The organism is Luteibacter yeojuensis, from assembly GCF_011742875.1.
Taxonomy (GTDB): Bacteria; Pseudomonadota; Gammaproteobacteria; order Xanthomonadales; family Rhodanobacteraceae; genus Luteibacter; species Luteibacter yeojuensis.
In genome coordinates, this window is sequence record NZ_JAAQTL010000003.1 from 51,880 (window position 1) to 75,653 (window position 23,774).

Genomic DNA, 23,774 nt, shown 5'->3' on the forward strand with positions numbered 1-23,774 from the left:
GGTGGTGGTTCTGGTGCTTGTCCATCAGCGCAACCAGGTCATCGTTGGTGATCGAACGCTGTCTGTCTGTAAGGTTCTTGAAACTTTCGAAGACGGCATCGAGCGTGGCCTCGTCGACGGCGAACTCGAGCTCCACGAGCCGCTGGCGCAGCGCATGCCGGCCCGAGTGCTTGCCGAGGACGAGGGAGGTCTTCGCGCCGACGTCCTGCGGCCGCATGATTTCGTAGGTCCCACGGTGCTTGAGCATCCCGTGCTGGTGGATGCCCGATTCGTGCGCGAAGGCGTTGTCGCCGACGATGGCCTTGTTCCTCGGTACGGCTTGTCCGGTCAGCTCCGCGAGCAGGCGCGACGTGGGGAACAGGCGCTGGGTAACGATGCCGGTGTCCACGCGGAACAGCGGCTGGCGCGTACGCAAGGCCATTACCACCTCCTCGAGCGCCGCGTTGCCCGCGCGCTCGCCGATGCCGTTGATCGTGCATTCGACCTGTCGCGCGCCGGCCCCGATGGCGGCCAGGCTGTTGGCCACCGCCATGCCCAGGTCGTCGTGGCAATGCGCCGAGAACACGACGCTCTCCGCCCCGCGCACGTGCTCGCGCAGGTAGGTGAACATGGCGTGGATCTCGGAAGGGGTGACATAACCGACGGTGTCGGGAGCGTTGAGCACGCTGGCGCCGGCTTCGACGGCGACCGAGAAGACCTCGGCGAGGAAGTCGGGCTCGGTGCGGAGGGCGTCCTCGGCGGAGAATTCGACTTCGTGGGCCAGCGTCCTTGCGCGCCGGATGGCCGTGGCGGCGATATCGATGACTTCCTGTCTGCTCTTGCCGAGCTTGTGTTCGCGATGCAGGGGGGAGGTGGAGAGGAACAGGTGGATCCGCGATTGCCTGGCGCCTTGCAGCGCCTTGCCCGCACTGTCGATGTCGGCCTCCTGACATCGTGCCAGTGCGGCGATCGTAGGTGCTTTCAGCGTCCTCGCGATCTCCGCCACGGCGGCGAAATCGTCGGGCGACGCTTGCGGGAAGCCCGCCTCGATGATGTCGACGCCCAGATCCTCCAGGGCGTGCGCCATGCGCAGTTTCGCGCGCCGGTCCATCGAGAAGCCGGGGGCCTGCTCGCCGTCGCGCAAGGTGGTATCGAAGATGCGCACGCGCCCGCCTACGTCGCTCTCGACGGCGTCGGTGTTGCCCTGGTGTGCTGGATTCATGTGTGGCTCCGCTCGTTGTCGAGGCGGGCCGGGCAATAAAAAACCCCGCATCCGTTACCGGGTGCGGGGTTCTTTGGGAGTCTTCAGGTTTCGCTTCTTATTTCACCTGGACACTTGCCCTCAGCCCGCACCTCCGCAGGTAATAAGTACAAGGTTAATAAGAAGGAGGCCGCTGCCGAGACGCAGCTCACCGCTGACCGACGTAAGTCGGTTCAGGGCAAAGCGGCCATGGGTGTTGCGCTGCGTCATGTGGTCGACCGTATGCCAGTCCGTTGGCGGGTGTCAACACTTTCCTTGGAAACCTTATTCCTAGGACGTCTGGACGGCTAAACGCGAAACCGGGTGGTTTGCCGCGCACGTCGGCCTGTATACCGGGTGTCGCGCAAGTGGTATGGCGTCACCAGGCGCGCAGCCATTCGGCGAAAAGCCGGGCGTCCGCCGCCATGGGTTCGGCCGAGGCTTCGCGTGCGAGCATCGTTTCGAGAGCCTCCGGCACGTCCACGCGGCGTCCGACGAGCGGCTCGACGATCGTGTCGAACTTCGCGGGGTGTGCCGTGGCGGCGACGGTCCACTCGCGGCGGTCGCCGGCGAGGCGGCGGCGTTCGAACAGGCGGATGCCGGTGGCCGTATGCGGGCAGAACACCTCGCCGTCGCTGGCCGCGTAGCGGCGGATGGTGGCGCGGATCTCGGCATCGTCCACGCTTTCCGCATGGCCGGCCCGCCGGGTGGCCTCCTCGCCGCCGTACAGGTGGACAAGGCGCTCGAAGTTGCTCGGTGCGCCCACGTCCATGGCGTTGGCGATCGTAGGAATCGCATCGCGCGGCCGGTAGGGCATGCCCGCGAAGAACTCGGGCAGGGTCTCGTTGGCGTTGCAGGCGAAGATCACATCGCCGATGGGCAACCCGATCGCGCGCGCCCAGAGGCAGGCCACGGCATTGCCGAGGTTGCCCGTGGGCACGATGGTGTTCATGCGGCCCTCCGCATGCAGGGACGCGTGACCGAAATAGGCCATCTGCGGAAGCAGACGACCGACGCTGATGCTGTTCGCGGAGGACATCGCCACGTCCTCCTGGAGGGCGGTGTCTGCGAGGGCCCCTTTCACCAGGCGCTGGCAGTCGTCGAAGCTGCCCGCGACGCGCAGCGCGCGCACGTTGTCGCCGAAGCTGCCGAGCTGGTGGGCCTGCCGGGGCGATACCCGCTTGTCCGGGTAGAGGATCGCCACGCGCACGCCGGGCATGCCGTCGAATGCGGCACCGACGGCCGCACCGGTGTCGCCCGAGGTGGCGACGAGGATCGTCAGCGGCCGCTCGGCCTCGCGGCGCAGGCGGCCGAGGCAGGCGGCGAGAAAGCGTGCGCCGAAGTCCTTGAACGCGGCGGTCGGGCCGTGGAAGAGCTCGAGCAGGTGCGCGCCGTCGATGCGCAGCTCGCGCCGCGGCGTGGGGTATGCGAAGGCCTCGGCACAGATCGCAGGCAACTCGGGGGCGAGCGGGTCGCCCTCGAAGAAGGGCTCCAGCATGCGCAGCGCCGTGCCGGCCAGGTAACCGCTGTGCGGCGGTGCGCCGATTCGCGGCATGCGCTCCGGCACGTAGAGGCCCCCGTCGGGCGCCAGTCCGGCGGCGATGGCGGCGGAGAGGCCCACGGGCGCGGCACCGCCGCGCGTGCTGACGTAACGCATGCTCACAGGATCCGCGCGGCGGGGCCGTCGATCGGCGCGACGAGGGCGTCGCTTTCGTGGCCGGCGTCCGCGAACGCCTCGCGCATGGCGCATGCGGCCGCCTCGGCCGAGGCGCGATCCTCGAACCAGCCGAAGACGCTCGGGCCGGCGCCCGAGATGCTGGCACCGAAGGCGCCGTGATCCAGCGCGGCCTGCTTCACGCGGGCGAAAGCGGGTATCAGCGGCGCGCGTCGCGGCTCCACCAGAACATCCGACAGTCCTTCGCGAACCAGGGCGGCGTCGCCGCTGTAACAGCCGGCAAGCACGAGCGCGAGGTTCGTGCTCTGGGCGACGAATTCGCTCAGGGCGTAATGACCGGCCAGCGCCGCCCGTGCCCGCCGTGTTTCCAGCACCACGTGCGGATGCACGAGCGCGCAATGCCAGTCCGGCGGCACCGGAATGCGCACGAGGCGCGACGAGGTGGCGAGTACGAGGCCGCCGATCAGCATCGGACCGAGGTTGTCGCCGTGGCGGCTGCCGCTGGCGACCACTTCGCCATCCAGGGCGAACGGATACAGCGCCTCGCGCGGCAGCGGTTCGTCGAGCAACGCGTTGGCGGCGACGACGGCGGCGACGACCGATGCCGCCGAACCGCCCATGCCGGAGCCGAGCGCGATGCCCTTGTGCAGGGTGAGTTCGAAACCGAAGGGCAGGTCGAGTCCGTGCAGCATCGACAGCAGGGCCGCGCCCGCGGTATTGCCGGGCGCGTCGTGCGGCAGATCGGTCACCACGCCGTGGATGGCGGCGATGCGGACTTCCCGCGTGTCGATGCGGCGCACTTCGGCGCGATCGCCGGCGCCCTCGACGGTATGGCCGAGGATGTCGAAACCGATGCCGACATTGCCGACACTGGCGTAAGCCTCGGCGACGGCGACATCCGCACGGACCAGGGGCGAGGATTCTTCTTTCAGCATGCGCACCGTTTTACTCCCATCGCGCCCGCCACGCGCAGCAGGTCCGCGAAGACCGCCGCCGCCGTGACCTCGGGACCGGCACCCGGCCCCTGGACGACCAGCGCATTGTCGCAGTATCGACGGGTCGCGAAGCGGATCACGTTGTCGGTGAGGCGCGCATGGGCGAAGGCGTGGTCGGGCTCGATCGTCTCGACACCCACGGCCGCGCGGCGTCCGTCCAGCCGCGCGACATGGCGGAGCACGCCACCGGCCGCGCGCGCCGCCGCCAGCCGCGCCGCCATGGGAGCGTCCAGGGCATCCAGGCTTTCCATGAACGCATCGGGGGAACACGCCGCGAGGTCGTCGGGCACCAGGCCGCGTACCTCGACGTCTTCCAGCGAGAGGGCCACGCCCGCCTCGCGCGCCAGGATCACGAGCTTGCGCGCCACGTCCATGCCGGACAGGTCGTCGCGCGGGTCGGGCTCCGTGTAACCCAGCGCATGGGCCTCGCGGACGAGGGCCGAAAACGGCGTCGAGCCGTCGAAGCGGTTGAACAGCCAGGCGAGCGTGCCCGAGAGCATGCCCTCGACGGCGACGAGTTCGTCGCCGGTGTCCAGGAGATCGCGCAGTGTCTGCACCACGGGAAGTCCGGCGCCGACGGTGCCTTCGTAGTGCAGCCGCGCGCCGCTGGCTCCCGCCGCCACGCCGATCCGCCGCCAGCGTTCCAGCGGGCCGCTGGCGGCGCGCTTGTTCGGGGTGACCACATGGATGCCGGCGGCGAGCCATCCGGCATAGCGGTCGGCGACGACGTCGCTGGCGCTGCAGTCGGCCAGCACGGCGGGTTCGCCCCCGTCCCCGGCGACGTACGCGGCGAATTCGTCGAGGTCCGCCGGACGCCACGTCTGCGCGCCATGGCTGCGGCCGTTGAGCGCCTCGTCGTCGCAGTCGAGCCACATGTGCCGGCTGTCGCTGACCGCGCGCAGGCGCAGTTCGAGGTTGCAGTGGCTTGCCAATCTCGGCGCCATGAGTCGCAGTTGGGTCAGCAGGGCGGTACCGACCTTGCCCGGGCCGACGACACCCACGTGCACGACGAGGGGAGCGACGGCGCGGCGTGGTGCGGCGCGCAGGGGCGAATGAGGTGGTGCGATGGCGATGGACACGACGAAAGCCTCCGGGTGAGAGGCCCTTCACGTCACGTCAGGCGGGAGTCGGCTGGAGATTCGGCACCGTTCCCGTCCTGCGGGAGGTCGGGGCCGGCAGCGACAAGGGAACTAGGCGCGCGCGAACTCCGATCCTCCGACCAGGGTAGTGGTCGTGGTAGTCGTCGTCGCGGAGGTGGACAGGGACGCGAGCGCGCCGGCCGGGAGGGCCGTGAAGGAAACCAGCGCTGGCGTGTCGGGATGCATGGCTCGACGTTATTCCTACGTGGCACGGGGTGTCAACGGGGAGCGCGTTAGGCCAGAAGACAGAGGCTCCCACATAAGCTCAGTGCTTCGACAGGTCGATGGCGTAGACCGCCGTGCCGTCGCCGTTATTGCGCAGCTGGCGGATCGGGAGGCCCAGGGCTCGGGCGACGTCTTCCTTGCCCGCGGCCGAGGTGAACGTGACCGGACCCTTGGTCTTCACGGGAGCGAATCGCCACGATCGCTTTTCCACGTCCTTGCTGGTGAGCGTCTTCTTGCGCTCGACCCAGCGGATCACGACTTCCCGGTTGCCGTCCGGCGCGCTGAGCACGACATGGTCGCCCGTCATGCCGGGGAATTCGCCACCGCCGTTGGCGCGGTAATTGTTGGTCACCACGATGAAGGGTTGCGAGGGTTTCACCGGCTTGCCGGCGTAGCGCAGGTCGACGATCCGCTCGCCTTCGGGTTTGGACACGTCGATGGTGTACGTGATGCCACCCTGCATCTGATCGAAGTTATAGCCCGGCATCTTGCCGATGAGGTCTTGCTCACCATCTTTCGCCGGATCGATGCGGTTGAAGCGTGTGGCGGCCTTCTCCAGCCAGGCCTTCACGCCTGCGCCGTCGGTCTTCACCGCGGCGAGCGTGTTCGGATAGAAGTAGAGGTCCGCGGCGTTGCGGATCGTCATCGGACCCTTGGGCACGTCGGTGAAATCGTCCGGTCCGCCGAAGCCGGTGCGGAAAGCGGAGGCCGAGGAGATGACCGGCACGTCTTTCAGTTCGGGATGCGTTCGCCCGAGTTCCTCGCGGGTGTAGTCGATCTGCGCGGCGTTCACCACCGCGAGCGCGGACATGTTGCCCTCGTCGGCGAAGTAGCTCGTGAGGTCGTGGTCGGTGGCGCCGATCGGCGTGTTCACGTAGGCGACGGCCGCTTCGTGCGCCTCGTGCACGATCGGGGCGATCGCCGGATCCGGCGCGACGCACGCGTTCTTCTTCGGGCAGATCGGACGCACCTCGCTCCGGCTCTTGTCCTTCTCCACTGTCCAGCGCCCGTCGTCGCGGCGCAGGGTCAGCCGGATCACGCCGAGGTCCTTGCCGAAGAAGCCGCCCATCACGGCGGGTACGCCGCGCACGGTACCGCGCTTCGCGTCGACGTCCTTCATGCCGGCATAGTGCGGCCCCGGGAACTCGGTATGCGAATGGCCGAGCAGCAGTGCGTCGATCCCCGGCACGCCCGCCAGGTACCAGCCCCCGTTCTCCATCTGCGGCGTGTAAGGCGCCGTGTTGAGGCCGCCATGCAGGATGGCGACGACGAGGTCGGGCTTCTGCGCGAGCACCTCCGGCATGTAGCGGTTCGCCGCTTCCACGACACCGTCGACGGTGACCTTGCCGGCGAGGTTGCGCTTGTCCCAGTCCATGATCGGCGGCGGCGTGAAGCCGATGATGCCGATCTTCAGCGTCGCGGGTACCGGCTTGCCGTCCATGCCGAGGGCGCTGACCGTCTTGGTCACGATCGTCCACGGCTTGAAGATCGGCTTGCCGTCGCGCGCGCTGTAGACGTTCGACAGTACGAGCGGGAACGTCGGTCCGGCGCACTTCCGCGCCTCGACCCCGTCCACGTTCATCGCGGTGCCGGTGACCTGGGCGAGGAAGGGCAGGCCGTAATTGAATTCATGGTTGCCGGCGGTGCCGCCGTCGTAGCCCATGGCGTCCATGGCCTTGTAGATCGCCAGTTCCGAATCGCAGCCCAGCGGCTTCACGAGCGCCTGGTAATCTGCGAGCACGCTACCCTGGATGGTGTCGCCGCTGTCGAACAGCACGGTGTTCGGGAACTCGGCGCGCGCCTGCCGGATCAGCGTGGCGACACGCTCGTAACCGAGCGTGGGATCGTCCTTCTGCTTGTAATAGTCGTAGGACAGGATGTTCGAATGAACGTCGGTGGTTTCCAGGATGGCAAGATCCAGCGTCGCGCCATCCTTCACGCCGGCGGAGGCGGCGGACTTTCCGGCGGGCGCGCCGGTGCAGGCGGCGAGCAGGGCGACCGAAAGCGTGGCGAGGGCGAGGGGCTTGAGCATCGTGGGGATCCGGCGGAAACGAGGTTCGGAGCGGGAAACTAGCAGAAACACCATGACCTTACCCACCCTGCCATGAAAGCGTTTGCCCTATCCTCCTGTGTCCTGATCCTGGCCCTTGGAGCGCTCCCGGTGCATATGTCCACCGCCACCACGACGCCCATCGCGTCGAAAGTCCTCGTCATCGGCCATCGCGGCGCGAGCGCGTTGCGGCCCGAGCACACGCTGGCCTCCTATGCGGTGGCGATCGAGGATGGCGCCGACGTCGTCGAACCCGACCTGGTGTCGACGAAGGACGGCGTGCTGCTGGTTCGTCACGAGAACGAGATCGGCGACACCACGGACGTCGCCGCGCATCCGGAATTCGCCTCTCGGCGCACGACGAAGACCATCGACGGGGAGGCGGTGACGGGCTGGTTCACCGAGGACTTCACCCTGGCGGAGCTGAAGACGCTGCGTGCCCGCGAGCGGCTGGGCGAGGTGCGCAAGGCCAGCGCCGCCTACGACGGCCAGTTCGCCGTGCCGACCTTCGACGAGATGATCGAGTTCGTGGCCGCCGAGGCGTCCGCGCGTCGCCGCGTCATCGGCATCATCCCGGAGATCAAGCACGCCACGTATTTCCGCGGGTTGGGTCTTCCCCTGGAAGACAAGCTGCTGTCGACGCTCGCCGCACACGCCTATACGCGCACGGCACCGGTGGAGATCCAGTCCTTCGAGGTCGGGAACCTGAAATACCTGCATGGCAGGCTCGGCAAGGATCACCCGAACGTGCGCCTGCTCCAGCTCATGGGGTCGGCCGGCGAGCATCCGGCCGACCTGCCCTCGACCACCTATGGGCAGATGATGACGCCGGCCGGCCTGAAGGACGTCGCCGGATATGCGGGCGCCATCGGTCCGTCCATGCGGAGCGTGATTCCCCTGGACGAGGACGGCCGGCTGGCCGCGCCCACGTCGCTGGTGCGGGACGCGCACGCGGCGGGACTCGAAGTGCATCCGTATACCTTCCGGCCCGAGAATCGCTTCCTCGCCAGGGAATTCCGCGGCGAGGGAGGCGATGCGGCGCGCAACGACGCCGGCTCGATAGCCGAGATCCGGACCTATCTCGCCGCGGGCATCGACGCGTTCTTCACCGACGACCCGGCGTTGGGGCGCAAAGCCGTGGACGGACGCTGAGTCGAAACCCCCGCGGATTCGGAGCATTCCCTGACGACACCCCGGGGCTGCCCCGCTATGATCGCCCGTCAGCCAGTCCCAGGGGTCTCCCGATGTCGTTAGCGAAATTCCTCCGCCACAAGTCCGTCGAACAGCTCCAGGCCGAGGTCGGCCAGCGCAAGGACTTCCGGCGGGTGCTGGGCCTCTGGCAACTCACCGCCATCGGCATCGGCGGCATCATCGGCGTGGGCATCTTCGTGCTGGCCGGCCAGCAGGCGGCCCTCAACGCGGGCCCGGCCGTGGCGCTCAGCTTCATCATCGCCGGCTTCGGCAGCGCCTGCGCCGCGCTCTGCTACGCCGAGTTCGCCGGACTGATCCCGGTCACCGGCAGCGCCTATACCTACGGTTACGCGGTGCTGGGCGAAGGAGCGGCCTGGATCATCGGCTGGGACCTCCTGCTCGAATACGCACTGGTGGTCGCGGTGGTGGCGATCGGCTGGTCGGGTTATGTGCAAGTGCTGCTCGCGAGCGCCGGTGTGCACCTGCCGGAGTGGGCGCAGAAGAGCATGAGCGCCGACACCATGAAGTACTACTGGCAGCAAGGCCTCGGCTCGCTCGGCGTACACTTCGCGAATCCGGTCGCCGGCCCCACCGACGCGCATCGCTTCAATATCATCGCCGCGGGCGTTTCGCTGCTGGTCGCGATCCTCCTGTCGGTGAAGACCGAGTGGGGCGCGCGGCTGAACACGCTGATCGTCGGCATCAAGGTGCTCGGCGTGGCGCTGGTCATCGGTGTCGGCGCGTTCTTCATCAACACGGCCAACTGGCACCCCTTCATTCCCGAGCGCATCTTCGACGACAAGGGCGTCGGCCATTTCGGTTGGCACGGCGTGCTCACGGGCGCCAGCGTGGTGTTCTTCGCCGTGTTCGGCTACGACACGCTCACTACCGCGGCAGAGGAAGCGCGCAATCCGCAGCGCGACCTGCCGCGCGCGGTGCTCCTGTCGCTCGCCGTGGCGATGGTCCTCTACATCGCGGTGTCGCTGGTGCTCACCGGCATCGTGCCGTACTCCACCCTGAGCGGCGAAGCCTCCGTCTCCGATGCGTTCAACGCGATCGGCCTGCCCTGGATCAGCAACGTGATCGCCATCGCCGCCGTCATCGGCGTGATCAGCGTCCTCTTCGCCTTCATGCTCGGGGCGGCGCGTATCTGGTTCGCGCTCTCCCGCGACGGCCTGCTGCCGGCATGGTTCGCCCGCGTGCATCCGCGTTACGGCACGCCGGCACGTCCGACGATGATCCTCGGCATCTTCACCGCCGTCGTCGCCGGCCTGCTGCCGATCGGTGAAGTGGCCGAACTCGTGAACATCGGCACGCTGAGCGCCTTCATCCTCATCTGTGCCTCGGTACTGGTGCTGCGCGTGCGCAAGCCGGGGCTGGAGCGCAAGTTCCGCACCCCGGCCGTGTGGTTCATCGCGCCGCTGGGCATCCTGTTCTCGCTGGCGCTGATCTGGGGCCTGCCCTGGATCACCTTCGAGCGCTTCGCGATCTGGATGGCGATTGGCCTGATCGTTTACTTCGCCTACGGCGTCCGCCACAGCAAGCTCAATCGGGGCGGCTGACCTTAGCCGCCGCGCTGCTCGGCTCGGCTCCGCCATCGCGTCTGGTTCGTACACTATGGCGCTTGACGGGGAGGCGCCGGGCTGTGCCCCTCAGCGCTCAAACAGCGGTCGCAAGCGACCGAACTCGCTCTGAGGGGCACAGCCCGACACCTCTCCGATCACCGAGGTAGTCCGACGGGCGAGCAAAGGCGAGGCACTACGGTGCTGCGCCGAGCGCTCACGCTCTTGCTGTGGGAGCCGCTATAGCGGCTCCTGCGCCTGGGTGGCAGTCGCCGCGCGGGATTGTTCCCACACCATGCGTCCGTGCGCTTCCGCTGCGCAACGCATGCCGATGCTCATCATCCGCTTACCGTCCACGCCACCCGCTTCGCGAACGAGGTCGATCAGCAGACGGTTGAGTCTTCGCGTGTGCTACTGCAACGATGAATGCGTCGTTCTGAGGGAGCTCAAGACGGTCGGTGTGTGCGATCGTGGAGGTGGGTATTGGGTCCAATGCAGGAATGGTCAGACGATCGAAGGCCGCTTGCGTGTATGGGACGCGACAGGCAAGGGCAGCGGCAGGTTTGTCGTACGATCGACGTCAACTAACTCGCCGTATAGGACCATGTCCAAGTCCCTTTCCATCTGGTGAGGGAAGCTTTGCCTGAGCAGGATATAGAAGGGCCGGAGTCGTTCGTCGGGTGACGAATCCGGCCCTCCTCGCGGCGGCGTCGCTCGCAGGCATCCGGCCCGCCGCGTGTCCATCGCGTCAGAAGCGATATTCGACACCCGCATTGAACGTGTTGGCGGACCAGTCGCGGACACCGCCGTTCTTGTACTGCGCCCGAACGGATCGCGCATCGTAGCGGGTGGCCTGTACGGTCAGGTCGAGTTCGCGGGTAAGGGCGTAGCCGAGCCCCACGCCGAAGTAGGGAGTGTTCCGCGACACGGTGCCCAGGGTCGCGGAGGCCGACGTGGCGAGATTCTCGGTCGCGAGACGGCTGCGCACGCGGGCGATGCCGGTGCGTCCGATCAACGACAGGTCGTCGCTCATGTTCCACCTTGTGTTCAGGCCGGCGAGCCAGGCGCCCGTGAACAAGCTGTTCCGTGTCCCAGCCGGCGAAGCGTCGTCGTAGACGCGCTGGCGGATGCTGCCGAGATAGGCGAACCCGCCTTCGGCACCCAGGGCGAGGTTGCTGCCCAGGCCCCAGCGGTATCCGGCCATGATGTCGTAGCTGTTGGGCCTTCTCTGGTCGGGCGTCTTGCCGTCGACTATTTCGATATGGCTGTTGTGCCGCGCTTTACCCGCACCGAGGTGCACGAATGCCCCGTCGGAGCCATTGGCGGCGACTGCCGCGAAAGACGCGAGGGAGACGGAGGCCGCGACGGCAGTCGCAAGAAGCAGCTTTTGCATGACATGTCCTTGTGTCGGGAATATGCCCGCGGCGAGTGGGCGCGGACGGAAAGAGTCTACGTGTGCAAATTGCCGAAGAGGGAACGGCGGGAGAGGGCGGGGCATTCCCCTACAAAACACCAAGGCACATTCCTACCGCGATGTCGGCCGCGTTGAGCATTTACCTTCCCAGGGAGCGTAGAGGTGGCGCGTGGCGCCTCCACGCCCTGCGAGCGGCATCGGTATTCCAGTCCGGCGTCGTATGTCTACGCTCGTGGCCGAGCTGCGCCATAATGTGCCGCCGGCGGATGGTCGGCAGGAACACATCAGGGGGAAGATAGTGAGGAAATGGACCTATACCGCGTTGCTCATGCTGGCCGCCGCGCCGGCGGTGTTCGCCTCGGACAGCGTGACCGTGCAGAAGCCCGTGAGCATCGATGACGACGCCGACGTGCCGCAGGCGGTGCTCGACGAGTGCAAGCTCGATAGCGAGTTGCCCGATGCCGTGGCCGCCAAGGCCAAGGAGTCCGGCATCGCCATCGCCTTCGCCGACAAGGTGAGCGGCAGCGAAGCGGGGAAGACCTTGCAGATGGAGATCACCGCCGTCGTTTCGGATGGCAACGCCTTCCTGGGCCACCACAAGTCGATGACCGTAAAGGGCAAGCTGTACCAGGACGGCGCGGTGGTCGCTACGTTCAGGGATCGGCGCAACTCCATGGGCGGTGCCTTCGGGGGCTTCAAGGGCAATTGCGCCGTACTCGCGCGCACCGCCAAGGCCATCGGCGAGGACATCGGCGAATGGCTTGCCGCGCCAAAGATGGACGCCCGCTTGGGCGACCTGGAATAACGGCGTAAGTCGCCGGGTTCCCGCTTTCACGGGAGCGACTTTCCGGAGACCGGCCGGTGGAGGGTTCCGCCGGTCAGGTCGGCACATTGAATACAGGGATGGCACGCCTTACCTTCGAAGCTTTCAGGCCCAGGAATACGCGCCATGTCCGATCTATCCGCCTTTCCGATCACCAAGCGCTGGCCCGCCGCGCACCCGGACCGCATCCAGCTCTACTCGCTTCCGACACCCAATGGCGTGAAGGCCTCGATCATGCTCGAGGAAGTGGGCATCCCTTACGAAGTTCACCTCGTCGACATCGGCAAGAACGAAAGCAAGCTGCCCGAGTTCGAATCGCTGAACCCGAACGGCAAGATCCCCGCGATGATCGACCCGAATGGCCCGGACGGAAAACCGCTCGGCCTCTTCGAATCCGGCGCCATCCTGCTCTATCTCGCGGAGAAGACCGGCAAGTTCCTCCCGAAGGACCCCGCGAAGCGCTGGGAAGCCATCCAGTGGGTGTTCTTCCAGGTGGGCGGCATCGGCCCGATGTTCGGACAGGTCGGCTTCTTCCATAAATTCGCCGGCCGCGAATGGGAAGACAAGCGGCCGCTGGAGCGCTACGTCAACGAGTCGAAGCGCCTGCTCGGCGTGCTCGACCGGCAGCTTGCCAGCCGCACCTGGATCGTCGGCGACGAATACACCGTCGCGGATATCGCCACGCTGGGGTGGGTCAACAACCTGGTGACCTTCTACGGCGCACGCGAACTCGTCGGTTTCGACGACTTCCCGAATGTCATCGCCTGGCTCGAGCGCGGCATGTCGCGTCCGGGCGTCGAACGGGGACTGAAGATTCCGTCCCGGACCTGATCGTCGCGACCGATCGGAGGGAAAGGGCAGCCGCAGGGCTGCCTTTTCGTTTCCGGGAGGGGCTGCGGGGGAGGGCGGGGCGTTATTTCTTGCGGGGCGCGGTGGCGCGTTTGCCCGGTCGCCCGTGACCTCTGGCATAGGGCGCCCCGAACGGTGGCGATTAGCATCGAGTGCTTGCGCGGACCACAGGGGACCGTGCCGACCCGCTCGCAGGGATGGCCGGGCGACCTACCCGTTTCTCGGAGACTTACCAGTGAAATCCACCCTTCTCGCCTCCGCGCTGCTGGCCGCCCTGGCCGGCATCGGCGCTTCGGCCGTACATGCCGACGAAGCTTCCATCGTCCCGCCGCCGAAGGATGTCGCGTTTAACGGCACCCTGAAGCTCACCGTGGATGCGACCGACACCGACCGTCGCATCTTCCGCGTCAAGGAAACCGTCCCCGCTCAGCCCGGCCCGCTGGTCCTCCTCTTCCCGGAATGGATTCCCGGCCACCATTCGCCGACCGGCCCGATCGACCAGTTCGCGGGTCTCGTCGTGCATGCGGGCGGGAAGCGCCTCGAGTGGACGCGCGACAAGTACAACGTCTATGCCTTCAGCGTCGAGGTGCCGGCCGGCGCGACGTCGGTGGACGTCGAGTTCCAGACGCTGACGCCGCAGGATGCACGCCAGGGCCGCATCGTCATGACGCCCGACATCGTCAACGTGCAGTGGAACCAGGTCTCGCTGTATCCGGCGGGCTATGACGCCGACCGCATCCCCGTCGATGCGTCGTTGAAGCTCCCGGCCGGTTTCCAGTACGGCAGCGCCCTCGAGCAGGCGAGCAAGAGCGGCGACACCGTCACGTTCAAGACGATCGACTACGACGACCTCGTGGATTCGCCGGTGTTCGCGGGCCGCTACTTCAAGCGCGTGGACCTCGATCCGAACGGCCGCTCGCCCGTGCACCTGAACATCGTGGCCGACAGCGCCAAGTCGCTGGAAATCAAGCCGGAAGCGCTCGAGATCCATCGCAACCTCGTCAAGCAGATGGACAGGCTCTACGGCGCCCGTCACTACAACCACTACGACTTCCTCCTCGCCCTCACCGACAAGCTCGGCGGGATCGGCCTGGAGCACCATCGCTCGTCCGAGAACAGCGCAGCACCCAACTACTTCACCGAGTGGGACAAGAGCTGGCTCGGCCGCGACCTGCTGTCGCACGAGTACAACCATTCCTGGGACGGCAAGTACCGCCGTGGCGCCGACCTCGCCACGCCGAACTTCAACGTGCCGATGGGCGACAGCCTTCTGTGGGTGTACGAAGGCCAGACGCAGTTCTGGGGCAACGTCGTCGCCGCGCGCTCGGGCCTCGTGTCGCAGGAGCAGGCACGCGACCTGCTCGCCTTCGTCGCCGCCACATACGACAAGGGCCGCCCGGGCCTCTCCTGGCGCAACATCCAGGACACCACCAACGACCCGACCATCGCCCAGCGCCGTCCGCTCTCGTACCGCAACTACCAGATGAGCGAGGACTACTATTCGGGCGGCCAGATGGTGTGGCTCGACGTCGATACCAAGCTGCGCGAGCTGACCAAGAACAAGCGCTCGCTGGACGATTTCGCCAAGGCCTTCTTCGGCATGAAGGACGGCGACTGGAAGGTCAATCCGTACACGTTCGAGGACGTGGCATCGACCCTCAACGGCATTGCGCCGTATGACTGGGCCACCTATCTGCGCGAGCGCATCGACGGCCACAAGGGCGACCTGGAAGGCATCGAGCGCGGCGGTTGGAAGCTGGTCTACAACGACAAGCCGTCCGACGTGGTGAAGGCCGCCGAAGGTCGCCGTCATTACACCGACCTGACCTATTCGGCCGGCTTCGCTGTGTCTTCGAAGGGCGACATCTCCGACGTCCGCTGGGACGGCCCGGCCTTCAACGCCGGCCTCTCGCCGGGCATGACGATCGTCGCGGTGAACAACAAGGAATTCGACGGCGACACGCTGAAGGATGCCGTCACCGCCGCGAAGACCGACAAGTCGCCGATCGAACTGCTGGTGAAGAACTTCGACACCTACAAGACGATCAAGATCGACTACCACGAAGGCCTGAAGTACCCGCACCTCGAGCGGGACAAGAGCAAGCCCGACTGGCTGGGCGAGCTGTACAAGGCGAAGTAAGCAGACGAGGGCGCCGCAAGGCGCCCTCTCTTTTTCCGCCTGTAGGAGCCGCTATAGCGGCGAGGAAAGCCTGGCGACAGTCCCGCAAGATTCCCTTCGCCGCTATAGCGGCTCCTACAGGCGCAGTCCTGCCGCTACTATCGCCGTATGACCCGGCAACCCGCGCCTCCCGGCCTAGAACTCGACCGCGCCCACCGCCGCCGCCGGCTGTTCATGCTCGTCTTCTGGGTGCTCGCCTTCGGCAGCGCGGCCGTCAGCAATATCCTCACGCTGCGCATCGACGCGCATCGCTATGGCCTCGACGCCGGAACCTGGCAGATCGTCACCAACGAATTCACCAGCATGGCGGTGTCGCTGCTCATGTTGCCGTTCCTGCTGCGCGCCTGCGATCGCTGGCCACTGCACGCGGACACCTGGAAGCGCCGCCTCCCGCTCTATGTCCTCGGCAGCATCGTCTGGTGCCTGCTGCACATCGCCGGCATGGACCTGCTGCGCCTGGCCGTCTTCAGCCTCATGGGAGTACGGTTCGAGCCAGGCTCGCTCCGGCTGCAGCTCATCTACGAATACCTGAAGGACGTGCGCACGTTCTTTATCGTCGTGGCGGTCTGGCACCTCGTCGAATGGTTCGGTCGCCACGCCAGGGGGGAGGCCAGCCTGCTGGACGCTCCGGACGAAGGGCCGCCGGTCGAGCCGGTCGATCGTCCCGGGCGTTTCCTCGTCCGCAAGCTGGGCCGCGACTTCCTCGTCGCGACAGCGGATATCGAATGGGCGCAGGCGTCCGGCAACTACGTGAACCTGCGCGTGCGCGGCCGCGACTACCCGTTGCGCAGCACGCTGGCCGCGCTGGAAGCCCGCCTCGATCCCACCGTGTTCGTCCGGGCCCATCGCAGCTACCTTGTCCGGCTGGCCCAGGTGAGCGCGATCGAGCCGCTGGATGCCGGAGATGCGCGTCTGCACATGGCCGATGGCACCGTCTTGCCATGTAGCCGTCGCTACCGGGAAAGCCTGCGTTCGCTGGCGGCAGGGACCGATCCGGCTCCCGGCAGGACCTGACAGCCGAGGCTAGGCCACGGTGGGCAATCCCGCTACAATGCCCGTCCGCTGTTTACGCGCCCGTAGCTCAGCCGGATAGAGTAGTGGCTTCCGAAGCCATTGGTCGGGGGTTCGAATCCCTCCGGGCGCGCCATTCTTCCCCTCGCTCGCCTCCCGGTGCCGTCATACGGGGCTGGCGTGCTCGCCAGGCATCGCGTTCGGTCCCGGTCCCGCCCTGCGTCAAAGCCGGGTTAGAATGATCCCTGTCATGCGCACACCTTTCCGCCTTCCTCGCCGTCGCCGAGTCCTGTGCATCGGACTGGTGATGTTCTGCCTGCTGTTCCAGCAGCTGGCGATGGCGGCATACGTGTGCGCCGTGCCGTCCACGGATACGGTCATGACAGGCGCTTGCGCGGCCATGCCCACGCATCACCTGCCGGCCAAGCATATCGTCGATGCACGCTGCGCCGAGCACTGCGCCGACCATACGCCCGCCATGTCCGATGCGCGGGTGCCGACGCCGCCCCCGCTGCTCCTTCCCATGGATTGGCCGGTCTTGACGGCGACACTGATGGATCGCCCCGAGCGTGTGGCGCTGCCCGATTCGTCCTTGCTCCCTCCCGACCCGCCGCCTTCGCTGCGGTTCTGCTCGCTCCTGATCTAGCCCCCGATCGCGCGTTCCTCGTCGGCCGTGTCCGCACGGCCACGCGTGCTTGCGATCGGAGATCACCATGCCTTTGTTCATCAACCGTGCCCGATGGGTACGGCGTACCCGGCGGCTTGTCGCCGCCCTCCTTCTCGCGCCCTCCCTTGCGATGGCTTCCGGCGCATCGGCCATGCTCACGCTGCAGGCCGCCACCGACCAGGCGGTTGCAGAGGCACCGCTCATGGCGGCGAGGCGCGCGCAGGCGGAATCCGCTCGTCAGGAGGCGGCCCGTGCGGGCGCCTTGCCGGACCCGCAGTTGACGTTTGGCATCGACAACCTGGCGACACAAGGCCCCGGCGCCTTCACCGCGGGCGGCGACAACATGACGATGCGTAGCGTGGGCATCAGCCAGTCGCTGCCTTCGCGCGGCAAACGCGAGGCCGAGCGCGCCATGGGCCAGGCAGAGGCGATGGCGGCCGGCGCCATCGAAGTGGCCACGTCGACGTCCATCCGACAGACGGCAGCCGATGCCTGGATCCGCGCATGGGGGGCGCACCACGAAATCGGGATCCTGCGCGCCTTGCGCTCGGCCTGGTCGCAGGATGTCGATGCCGCGACCGCGCGCTTTCGCGGTGGGTCCGGCAGTGCGGCGGACGTGCTCGCGGCACGCATGGAAGCGCTGGACCTGGACAACCGTCTCGATGAAGCGACGGCGCGGGAAGCGCAGGCACGCGCAAGCTTGTCGCGCTGGGTCGACACGGCCACCGATACCCCCCTGGCAGACCCACCGGATTTCGCCACGCTTCCGTTCGACGAGCAGGGCTTGCTCGCCCATGTGGATGTACAGGGCGCGCTACTCGCATGGCCGGCGCGCGAAGACGCCGCGGCGGCCGCCTTGAGGGCCGCGCAGGCGGACAAGCGCCCGGCGTGGAACCTGGGCGTCAGTTATGGCTCCCGCATGCGCGGCCTGTCCGACATGGTCTCGTTGCAAGTGGGTGTGAGCTTGCCGCTATTCACCCGCAACCGGCAGGACCGCGGCATTTCCGCCCGGGCCGCCGACCTGGACGCCGTGCGTGCCGAGCATGCCGATGCCAGGCGCGCGCAGATCGAGGCCATCCGTGGTGCCTGGTCGCGGTGGTTGGCGTGGGGTGAACAGGTCCGCCGTCATCGCGACATCTTGCTTCCGCTGGCCCACGATCGCGTTGCCCTGGCCTTGGCCGCCTATCGCGGCGGCGGCGACATCGCACCGTTGCTCGCCGCCCGTCGCGACGAACTCGCCCACCACGCCGATTACGCGCGCGTGCAGACCGAATACGGCCGCGCATGGGCTGCCCTCGCTTACCTGATCCCCACCGGAGCCGACCGATGAACCGTTCCGTACGTATCTCGCTGGTCGCCCTCGTCCTGCTGGCGGTGGCGACCGTCGCTTATTTCATCGGCCGTCATGGCGCGACATCGTCCGCACCCGGCTTCCGCCAGGGCGCCGCCAAGCCCTCGGCGAAGGCGCCGCTCTACTGGTACGACCCGATGGTCCCGGAACAGCATTTCGATCACCCGGGTCTCTCGCCCATGGGCATGGAGATGATTCCCAAGGTCGCCGACGAGGGCGCGTCGGGAGGCGTCCGCATCGACGCCGCGACACGCCAGAGCCTGGGACTGCGAACCGCCCTCGTGGAACGACGGGTGATGGCATCGACCGTGGATGTGCCCGGAAACGTGACGTGGGATGCACGCCAGGCCGTGACGGTCAGCGCGCGTGTCGACGGTGTCGTCCAGCGGCTGGATGTGCGGGCGCCTTTCACCGCGGTGACCCAAGGAGCGCCCCTGCTTTCGCTGCTGGCACCGCAGTGGCGCAGTGCGCTGGCCGAGGCCGAAGCCCTGCGCCATGTGCAATCGCCGGACGCCCGGGCACTGCGCGAGGCCTCGCAGGCCAGGCTGCGCGTGCTCGGTCTGCCCCCCGGTGACCGCCTCACGACAGGCGGCGACGGCGCCGCGATTCTCCTTCATGCGCCGCAAGCGGGCATCGTCACGACGCTGGACGTGCGGGAAGGCCAGCGCGTGAGCGCGGGACAGACGCTGATGACCATCAACGGCATCGACACGGTATGGGTCGAGGCTGCCATTCCGCAGGGACAGCTGGCCGTCGTCCATCCGGGTATGCCGGTGAGCGTACGCACCGATGCGTGGCCTGGTCGGGCTTTCGCCGGCAAGGTAGAGACGTTGTTGCCCGATATCGATGCCACCACACGCGCGCAACGCGCTCGCATCGTGCTGGCCAATCCCGATGGGGCCCTCGTGCCAGGCATGTTCGCGCATATCGCGCTGACGGGGTCCGAGGCGGCGCCGACTCTCGTCGTACCCGACGAGGCCTTGATCGCCGACGGCCGCGGTACGCGCGTGATCGTGGCCGGGCAGGGGGAGCGATTCCATCCGACGCCGGTCGTCACGGGGCGGACGGCCGCAGGCATGACGGAAATCCGCGATGGGCTTTCGGCAGGCCAACGCATCGTCGTCTCGGGTCAGTTCCTCATCGACTCGGAAGCCAACCTGTCCGGTGCGTTGGGTCGACTCGAAGGGGCCAGCCATCCGTCGTCCGCGCCGCCGCCCGTTGCCGGTGAGGGCGACATGTCGGGCATGCGGGGCACGCAACCGGAGCGTCGCCCATGATCGCGCGCGTGATTCGTGCCGCCATCGCCCACCGTGTGTGGGTGTTGATCGCCTCGGCGGTTCTCGCGGTCGTCGGCGTCTTCTCGGTAGCGCGAACGCCGATCGATGCCCTGCCCGATCTGTCGGATACCCAGGTGATTATCCGTACCAGCTGGGCGGGTCAGTCGCCGCAGGTCATCGAAGACCAGGTGACTTATCCGCTGGTCACCACGATGCTTTCCGTGCCTGGGGCGACCAGCGTGCGCGGCTATTCCTTCTTCGGCGATTCCTACGTCACCGTGCTGTTCGACGAGAAGACCGACCTGTACTGGGCGCGCTCGCGCGTGCTCGAGTACCTGAGTCAGGTTCGCGATCGCCTGCCATCCGGCGTATCGCCCGCGCTCGGAGCCGATGCGACGGGACTGGGCTGGATCTACGAATACGCCCTGGTGGATCGCACCGGAAAACACGATCTCGGTCAATTGCGGAGCCTGCAGGACTGGTTCCTTCGCTACCAGCTGAAGACCGTGCCCGATGTGGCCGAGGTGGCCACCATCGGCGGCATGGAAAGAGCATGGCAGATCGTGCCCGATCCCGCTGCGCTCGCCGCGCGCGGCATCACCGTCGATCGTCTCGTCGCGGCGGTGGGTGCGGCCAACGGCGCGAGTGGCGGTTCGGTCATCGAGCAGGGCGAGGCGGAGTTCATGGTCCGCAGCGAGGGCTACCTGCGTACCGCCGCCGACTTCGAAGGCATTCCGATCGCGACATCGACCGACGGCACGCCCGTGCTCCTTCGCGACATCGCTTCCGTGCGGCGCGGCCCCACGTTTCGCCGCGGCATCGCCGAACTCGACGGCGAAGGCGAGGTAGTCGGCGGCGTGATCGTGCTGCGCTCAGGCAAGAACGCGAAAGCCGCCATCGCCGCGGTGAAGGAGAAACTGCGCGTCTTGCAGCGCAGCCTGCCCGAAGGTGTCCGGATCGTGCCGACGTACGACCGCTCGACCTTGATCGATGCGGCCGTGGAAAACCTCCGCGACAAGCTGGTCGAGGAATTCCTCGTCGTGGCGCTGGTCTGCGTACTCTTTCTCGGTCACCTGCGGTCCGCCCTCGTGGCGGTGATCACCCTGCCTCTGGGGGTGCTTTCCGCCTTCGTGGTGATGCACCTGCAAGGCGTCTCGGCCAACCTGATGTCGCTGGGCGGTATCGCGATCGCCATTGGCGCGATGGTGGATGCCGCGGTGGTGATGATCGAGAACGTGCACAAGCACCTGGAGCACTGGCGGGACGCCCACGACGGCGACGAACCCGTCGGTACCGCGCGTTGGGCGCTCATCGGCGAGGCATCGATCGAAGTCGGTCCGGCCTTGTTCGTCAGCCTGCTGATCATCGCGTTGTCGTTCATGCCGGTCTTTGCGCTGGAAGCTCAGGAGGGCCGGCTGTTCAAGCCCCTCGCGTTCACGAAGACCTATGCGATGGCCTCGGCCGCGGGACTCGCGGTGACGCTGGTGCCGGTGCTGATGGGCTACCTGGTCCGCGGCCATATCCGCGCCGAGGGCGACAATCCGCTCAACCGCGCGCTTATCGCCATGTACCGGCCCCTACTCGATACGGTGCTTCGTTTCCCGAAGACGACATTGGCGCTCGCCGCCCTCCTGTTCGCGAGCGCGGTCTTTCCATGGAGCCGGCTGGGCAGCGAGTTCATGCCGCCGATGGACGAGGGCACGCTGCTGTACATGCCGACGGCTCTGCCTGGCCTGTCGGCGGGCAAGGCGGCGCAGTTGCTGCAGCTGACCGACCGGATGATCAAGACGGTGCCCGAGGTCGATCACGTCTTCGGCAAGGCCGGCCGCGCGGATACCGCGACCGACCCGGCGCCGCTGGAGATGTTCGAGACCACGATCACCTTCAAGCCGATGAACCAATGGCGCCCGGGCATGACGATGGCGAAGCTCAAGGACGAACTGAATCGTGCCGTCCATGTACCGGGCCTCACCAATCTCTTCGTTCCCCCGATACGCAATCGTATCGACATGCTGGCGACGGGCATCAAGAGCCCGATCGGCATCAAGATACTCGGCGGCGACCCGGCCAGCCTCCAGGCTGTGGCGGATAGCGTCGAAGCCGTGGCGCGGACGGTTCCCGGAGTCGCTTCCGCCGTTGCCGAACGTAGCGCGAGCGGGCGGTACGTGGATGTGCGGGTGCGCCGCGCCGACGCCGCGCGTTATGGGCTGACTCAATCCCAGGTGCAGTCCATCATCGGAACGGTGGTCGGTGGGGATCCGGTCGGGCAGACGGTCGAGAGACGCGAGCGCTATCCCATCGTGGTGCGCTATCCACACGCGGACCGCGATTCCATCGCCGCGCTGAGACAGCTTCCGCTGATCGCGGCGGGGGGCGCGCAGATCACTCTCGGCCAGGTCGCCGACGTCACCGTCGCCGCCGGTCCGCCGATGCTGAAGAGCGAGGACGGGGCGCTTGCCACCTACGTGTACGTCGATACGTCCGGCCGCTCCCTGAGTGCGGTGGTTGCCGATCTGCAGCGCAGCATCGGGGCGCACGTCTCCTTACCTGCCGGTACGACGCTTGCGTGGTCGGGTCAGTTCGAATACCTCGCCCGAGCCATGAACCGGTTGGTCTGGGTCGTGCCTGCCGTTCTCGCGATCATCTTCGCGCTGATCGCGGCGGTATTCCGCCGCTTGAGCGAAGCAGCGATCATCATGGCCAGCATTCCCCTCGCCCTTGTCGGAGGGCTCTGGCTCATCTGGGCGATGGGACATGCGATATCGGTTGCGACGATCATCGGCTTCATCGCCCTGGGCGGGGTCGCCGCGGAATTCGGCGTGGTGATGCTGCTTTACCTTCGTCATGCGTGGGATCGCGCGCTGGCCGCGCATCCCGACGCAGGAGACGCCGAACTCGATGAGGCCATCCGCGAGGGCGCCGTGCAACGCGTCAGGCCCAAGGCCATGACGGTAGGCGTCATCCTGGCCGGCCTGCTGCCGATTCTGCTCGGCCATGGCGCCGGCTCCGAGGTGATGCAGCGTATCGCCGCGCCGATGGTGGGTGGCATGGTCACGGCGCCGTTGTTGTCCATGCTCGTCTTGCCCGCGGCGTTCCGGATACTCGTGCGCAGACGTCTCCGTCATGGCGAGGGGCGGTGCGGGCTCGTGGACGTCGAGTCACGCGCCAGACCGTGTCGACGCAATACATCCGAGATGTCGTGACGCCAGAGGTCGCGCGAGCCGTTCCCCGGTCCCGACAGGCGGCGCTGCAGCGCCCCTGCGTCGTCGCGCGTCTTGGGGAAAGTCACCTCGGACTGGCGATTGCTCGCGACGTACAGTTCGCCGAAGCCGGGGCCCAGGGATGGCGCGTTGTCCAGGTCATCGCTGTTCACGTCCCCGTCCAGGTGCTCGGGCTTGCTCCAGCGCCCGTCCGGCTGGCGGAAGGCGATGTAGATGTCCGCGCGGCCCAGCGAATCGCCTTCGTCGCCGGCGAACAGGATGAAGCGTTCCTGCGGGTCGATCGCGGGATCCATGCGATTGCGTGCGATATCGCCGAGGTCCACCCGTTCCGGAGGTGCCAGGCCCTGCGCTGTGCGGCGCGCGACATAAACCTGGTAGAACTTGCCCGAATCGGCGCGGTGGGCGGAGAAGTAGACATCGCCGTTCGCGGCGATGGAGGGGTTGTAGATCATCGCGCCGTCGTTGAGGGAGCCTTCGACGTGCACGGGTGCGTTCCAGCGCCCGTCGCCGCCGCGTTCCACGTACCAGAGGTGGGTGCCGGGAAAGCGGTGGCCATTCATTTCCGCCATGAGCGGCGGTTCGCCGGCATGGGGTGGACGGTTGGAAACGAAATACAGGCGCTTTCCATCGGGAGAGAGCGCCGGTTCCGAGTCGTGCCACTGACCGGAGAACGGCGCGACCTCGGGCGTCGCCCAGCGGCCGCCCTGCTTGTGCGAGACAAGGATCGTGTCGTCCTTCTCGCCGAGGTCGGAACGCATGAAGTAGAGCGTGGCACCGTCGGGCGACAGGGCAACGGAGGTTTCCTGCATGCCCGTGGAAACGACTCCCGGACCGAGCAGCTCTCCGGCGCCGGCGGTGGTGCAGGTCAGGGCCAGCAGCAGGGCCAGGGTGGAACGGTGCGTTGCCATGGGTCTCTTCCTCGCGAC

General features: G+C 67.2%; 17 protein-coding genes, 1 tRNA gene and 1 pseudogene. 12 read left to right on the top strand and 7 right to left on the bottom strand.

Going from position 1 to position 23,774, the window contains the following annotated elements; genetic code table 11:
• Positions 1-4 precede the first annotated feature (4 nt).
• The 5 genes and pseudogenes from HBF32_RS17785 to HBF32_RS17805 all read right to left on the bottom strand — a co-directional run.
• A pseudogene (locus tag HBF32_RS17785) lies at positions 5-1,201 on the bottom strand (2-isopropylmalate synthase); the annotation flags it as partial.
• A gap of 397 nt (positions 1,202-1,598) precedes the next feature.
• Positions 1,599-2,876, bottom strand: a complete 1,278-nt coding sequence (thrC, locus tag HBF32_RS17790) for a threonine synthase (RefSeq protein ID WP_166701152.1) — start codon at positions 2,874-2,876, stop codon at positions 1,599-1,601.
• Positions 2,877-2,878: 2 nt separating this feature from the next.
• Positions 2,879-3,829 (bottom strand): homoserine kinase, encoded by a 951-nt coding sequence (locus HBF32_RS17795; protein WP_166701293.1) that lies wholly within the window; start codon positions 3,827-3,829, stop codon positions 2,879-2,881.
• On the bottom strand, positions 3,823-4,968 hold the full coding sequence (locus tag HBF32_RS17800; RefSeq protein WP_166701153.1) for a homoserine dehydrogenase family protein: 1,146 nt from the start codon (positions 4,966-4,968) through the stop codon (positions 3,823-3,825). The genes HBF32_RS17795 and HBF32_RS17800 overlap by 7 nt, the downstream gene beginning before the upstream one ends.
• Positions 4,969-5,293: 325 nt before the next feature.
• Positions 5,294-7,285 carry a bifunctional 2',3'-cyclic-nucleotide 2'-phosphodiesterase/3'-nucleotidase gene (locus HBF32_RS17805; RefSeq protein ID WP_166701154.1) on the bottom strand — a complete coding sequence of 664 codons (1,992 nt, stop codon included), beginning with the start codon at positions 7,283-7,285 and terminating at the stop codon, positions 5,294-5,296.
• A 135-nt stretch (positions 7,286-7,420) separates the two neighbouring features.
• Here HBF32_RS17805 and HBF32_RS17810 point away from each other — a divergent pair, with 135 nt between their 5' ends.
• From HBF32_RS17810 to HBF32_RS19755, 3 genes are all read left to right on the top strand, one after another.
• Entirely contained in the window at positions 7,421-8,455 is a 1,035-nt protein-coding gene (locus tag HBF32_RS17810) for a glycerophosphodiester phosphodiesterase (RefSeq protein ID WP_240148063.1), read from the top strand.
• A gap of 92 nt (positions 8,456-8,547) precedes the next feature.
• Complete coding sequence (locus HBF32_RS17815; RefSeq protein WP_166701156.1) at positions 8,548-10,056, top strand: amino acid permease; 1,509 nt, start codon at positions 8,548-8,550, stop codon at positions 10,054-10,056.
• 331 nt (positions 10,057-10,387) lie between these two features.
• Positions 10,388-10,687, top strand: a complete 300-nt coding sequence (locus tag HBF32_RS19755; protein ID WP_205287770.1) for a DUF4879 domain-containing protein — start codon at positions 10,388-10,390, stop codon at positions 10,685-10,687.
• Positions 10,688-10,804: 117 nt separating this feature from the next.
• Here HBF32_RS19755 and HBF32_RS17825 read toward each other — a convergent pair whose 3' ends face one another.
• Entirely contained in the window at positions 10,805-11,449 is a 645-nt protein-coding gene (locus HBF32_RS17825) for an outer membrane protein (protein WP_166701158.1), read from the bottom strand.
• Positions 11,450-11,768: 319 nt separating this feature from the next.
• Between HBF32_RS17825 and HBF32_RS17830 the strand changes: the two genes are divergently transcribed.
• From HBF32_RS17830 to HBF32_RS17870, 9 genes are all read left to right on the top strand, one after another.
• Complete coding sequence (locus HBF32_RS17830; RefSeq protein ID WP_166701159.1) at positions 11,769-12,275, top strand: hypothetical protein; 507 nt, start codon at positions 11,769-11,771, stop codon at positions 12,273-12,275.
• 144 nt (positions 12,276-12,419) lie between these two features.
• The gene (locus HBF32_RS17835; RefSeq protein WP_166701160.1) at positions 12,420-13,124 is read left to right on the top strand and encodes a glutathione binding-like protein; all 705 of its coding nucleotides are present in this window, start codon (positions 12,420-12,422) and stop codon (positions 13,122-13,124) included.
• Between the two features lie 253 nt (positions 13,125-13,377).
• On the top strand, positions 13,378-15,282 hold the full coding sequence (locus tag HBF32_RS17840) for a M61 family metallopeptidase (protein ID WP_166701161.1): 1,905 nt from the start codon (positions 13,378-13,380) through the stop codon (positions 15,280-15,282).
• Positions 15,283-15,429: 147 nt separating this feature from the next.
• Complete coding sequence (locus HBF32_RS17845; RefSeq protein WP_240148054.1) at positions 15,430-16,335, top strand: LytTR family DNA-binding domain-containing protein; 906 nt, start codon at positions 15,430-15,432, stop codon at positions 16,333-16,335.
• A 56-nt stretch (positions 16,336-16,391) separates the two neighbouring features.
• Positions 16,392-16,468, top strand: a tRNA-Arg gene (locus HBF32_RS17850).
• A 114-nt stretch (positions 16,469-16,582) separates the two neighbouring features.
• Positions 16,583-16,978: a hypothetical protein gene (locus HBF32_RS17855; protein WP_166701162.1), complete on the top strand. Its 396-nt coding sequence runs from the start codon at positions 16,583-16,585 to the stop codon at positions 16,976-16,978.
• A gap of 67 nt (positions 16,979-17,045) precedes the next feature.
• A complete protein-coding gene (locus HBF32_RS17860) occupies positions 17,046-18,329 on the top strand; it encodes a TolC family protein (RefSeq protein ID WP_166701163.1) in 1,284 nt (427 codons plus the stop codon).
• The gene (locus HBF32_RS17865) at positions 18,326-19,627 is read left to right on the top strand and encodes an efflux RND transporter periplasmic adaptor subunit (RefSeq protein WP_166701164.1); all 1,302 of its coding nucleotides are present in this window, start codon (positions 18,326-18,328) and stop codon (positions 19,625-19,627) included. Before HBF32_RS17860 ends, HBF32_RS17865 begins: the two co-directional genes overlap by 4 nt.
• Entirely contained in the window at positions 19,624-22,830 is a 3,207-nt protein-coding gene (locus HBF32_RS17870) for an efflux RND transporter permease subunit (RefSeq protein ID WP_166701165.1), read from the top strand. Before HBF32_RS17865 ends, HBF32_RS17870 begins: the two co-directional genes overlap by 4 nt.
• On the opposite strand, the gene HBF32_RS17875 is transcribed toward HBF32_RS17870, so the two are convergent.
• Positions 22,749-23,756 carry a TolB family protein gene (locus tag HBF32_RS17875; RefSeq protein ID WP_166701166.1) on the bottom strand — a complete coding sequence of 336 codons (1,008 nt, stop codon included), beginning with the start codon at positions 23,754-23,756 and terminating at the stop codon, positions 22,749-22,751. The two genes, HBF32_RS17870 and HBF32_RS17875, sit on opposite strands and share 82 nt — an antisense overlap.
• Between the last annotated feature and the right edge of the window lie 18 nt (positions 23,757-23,774).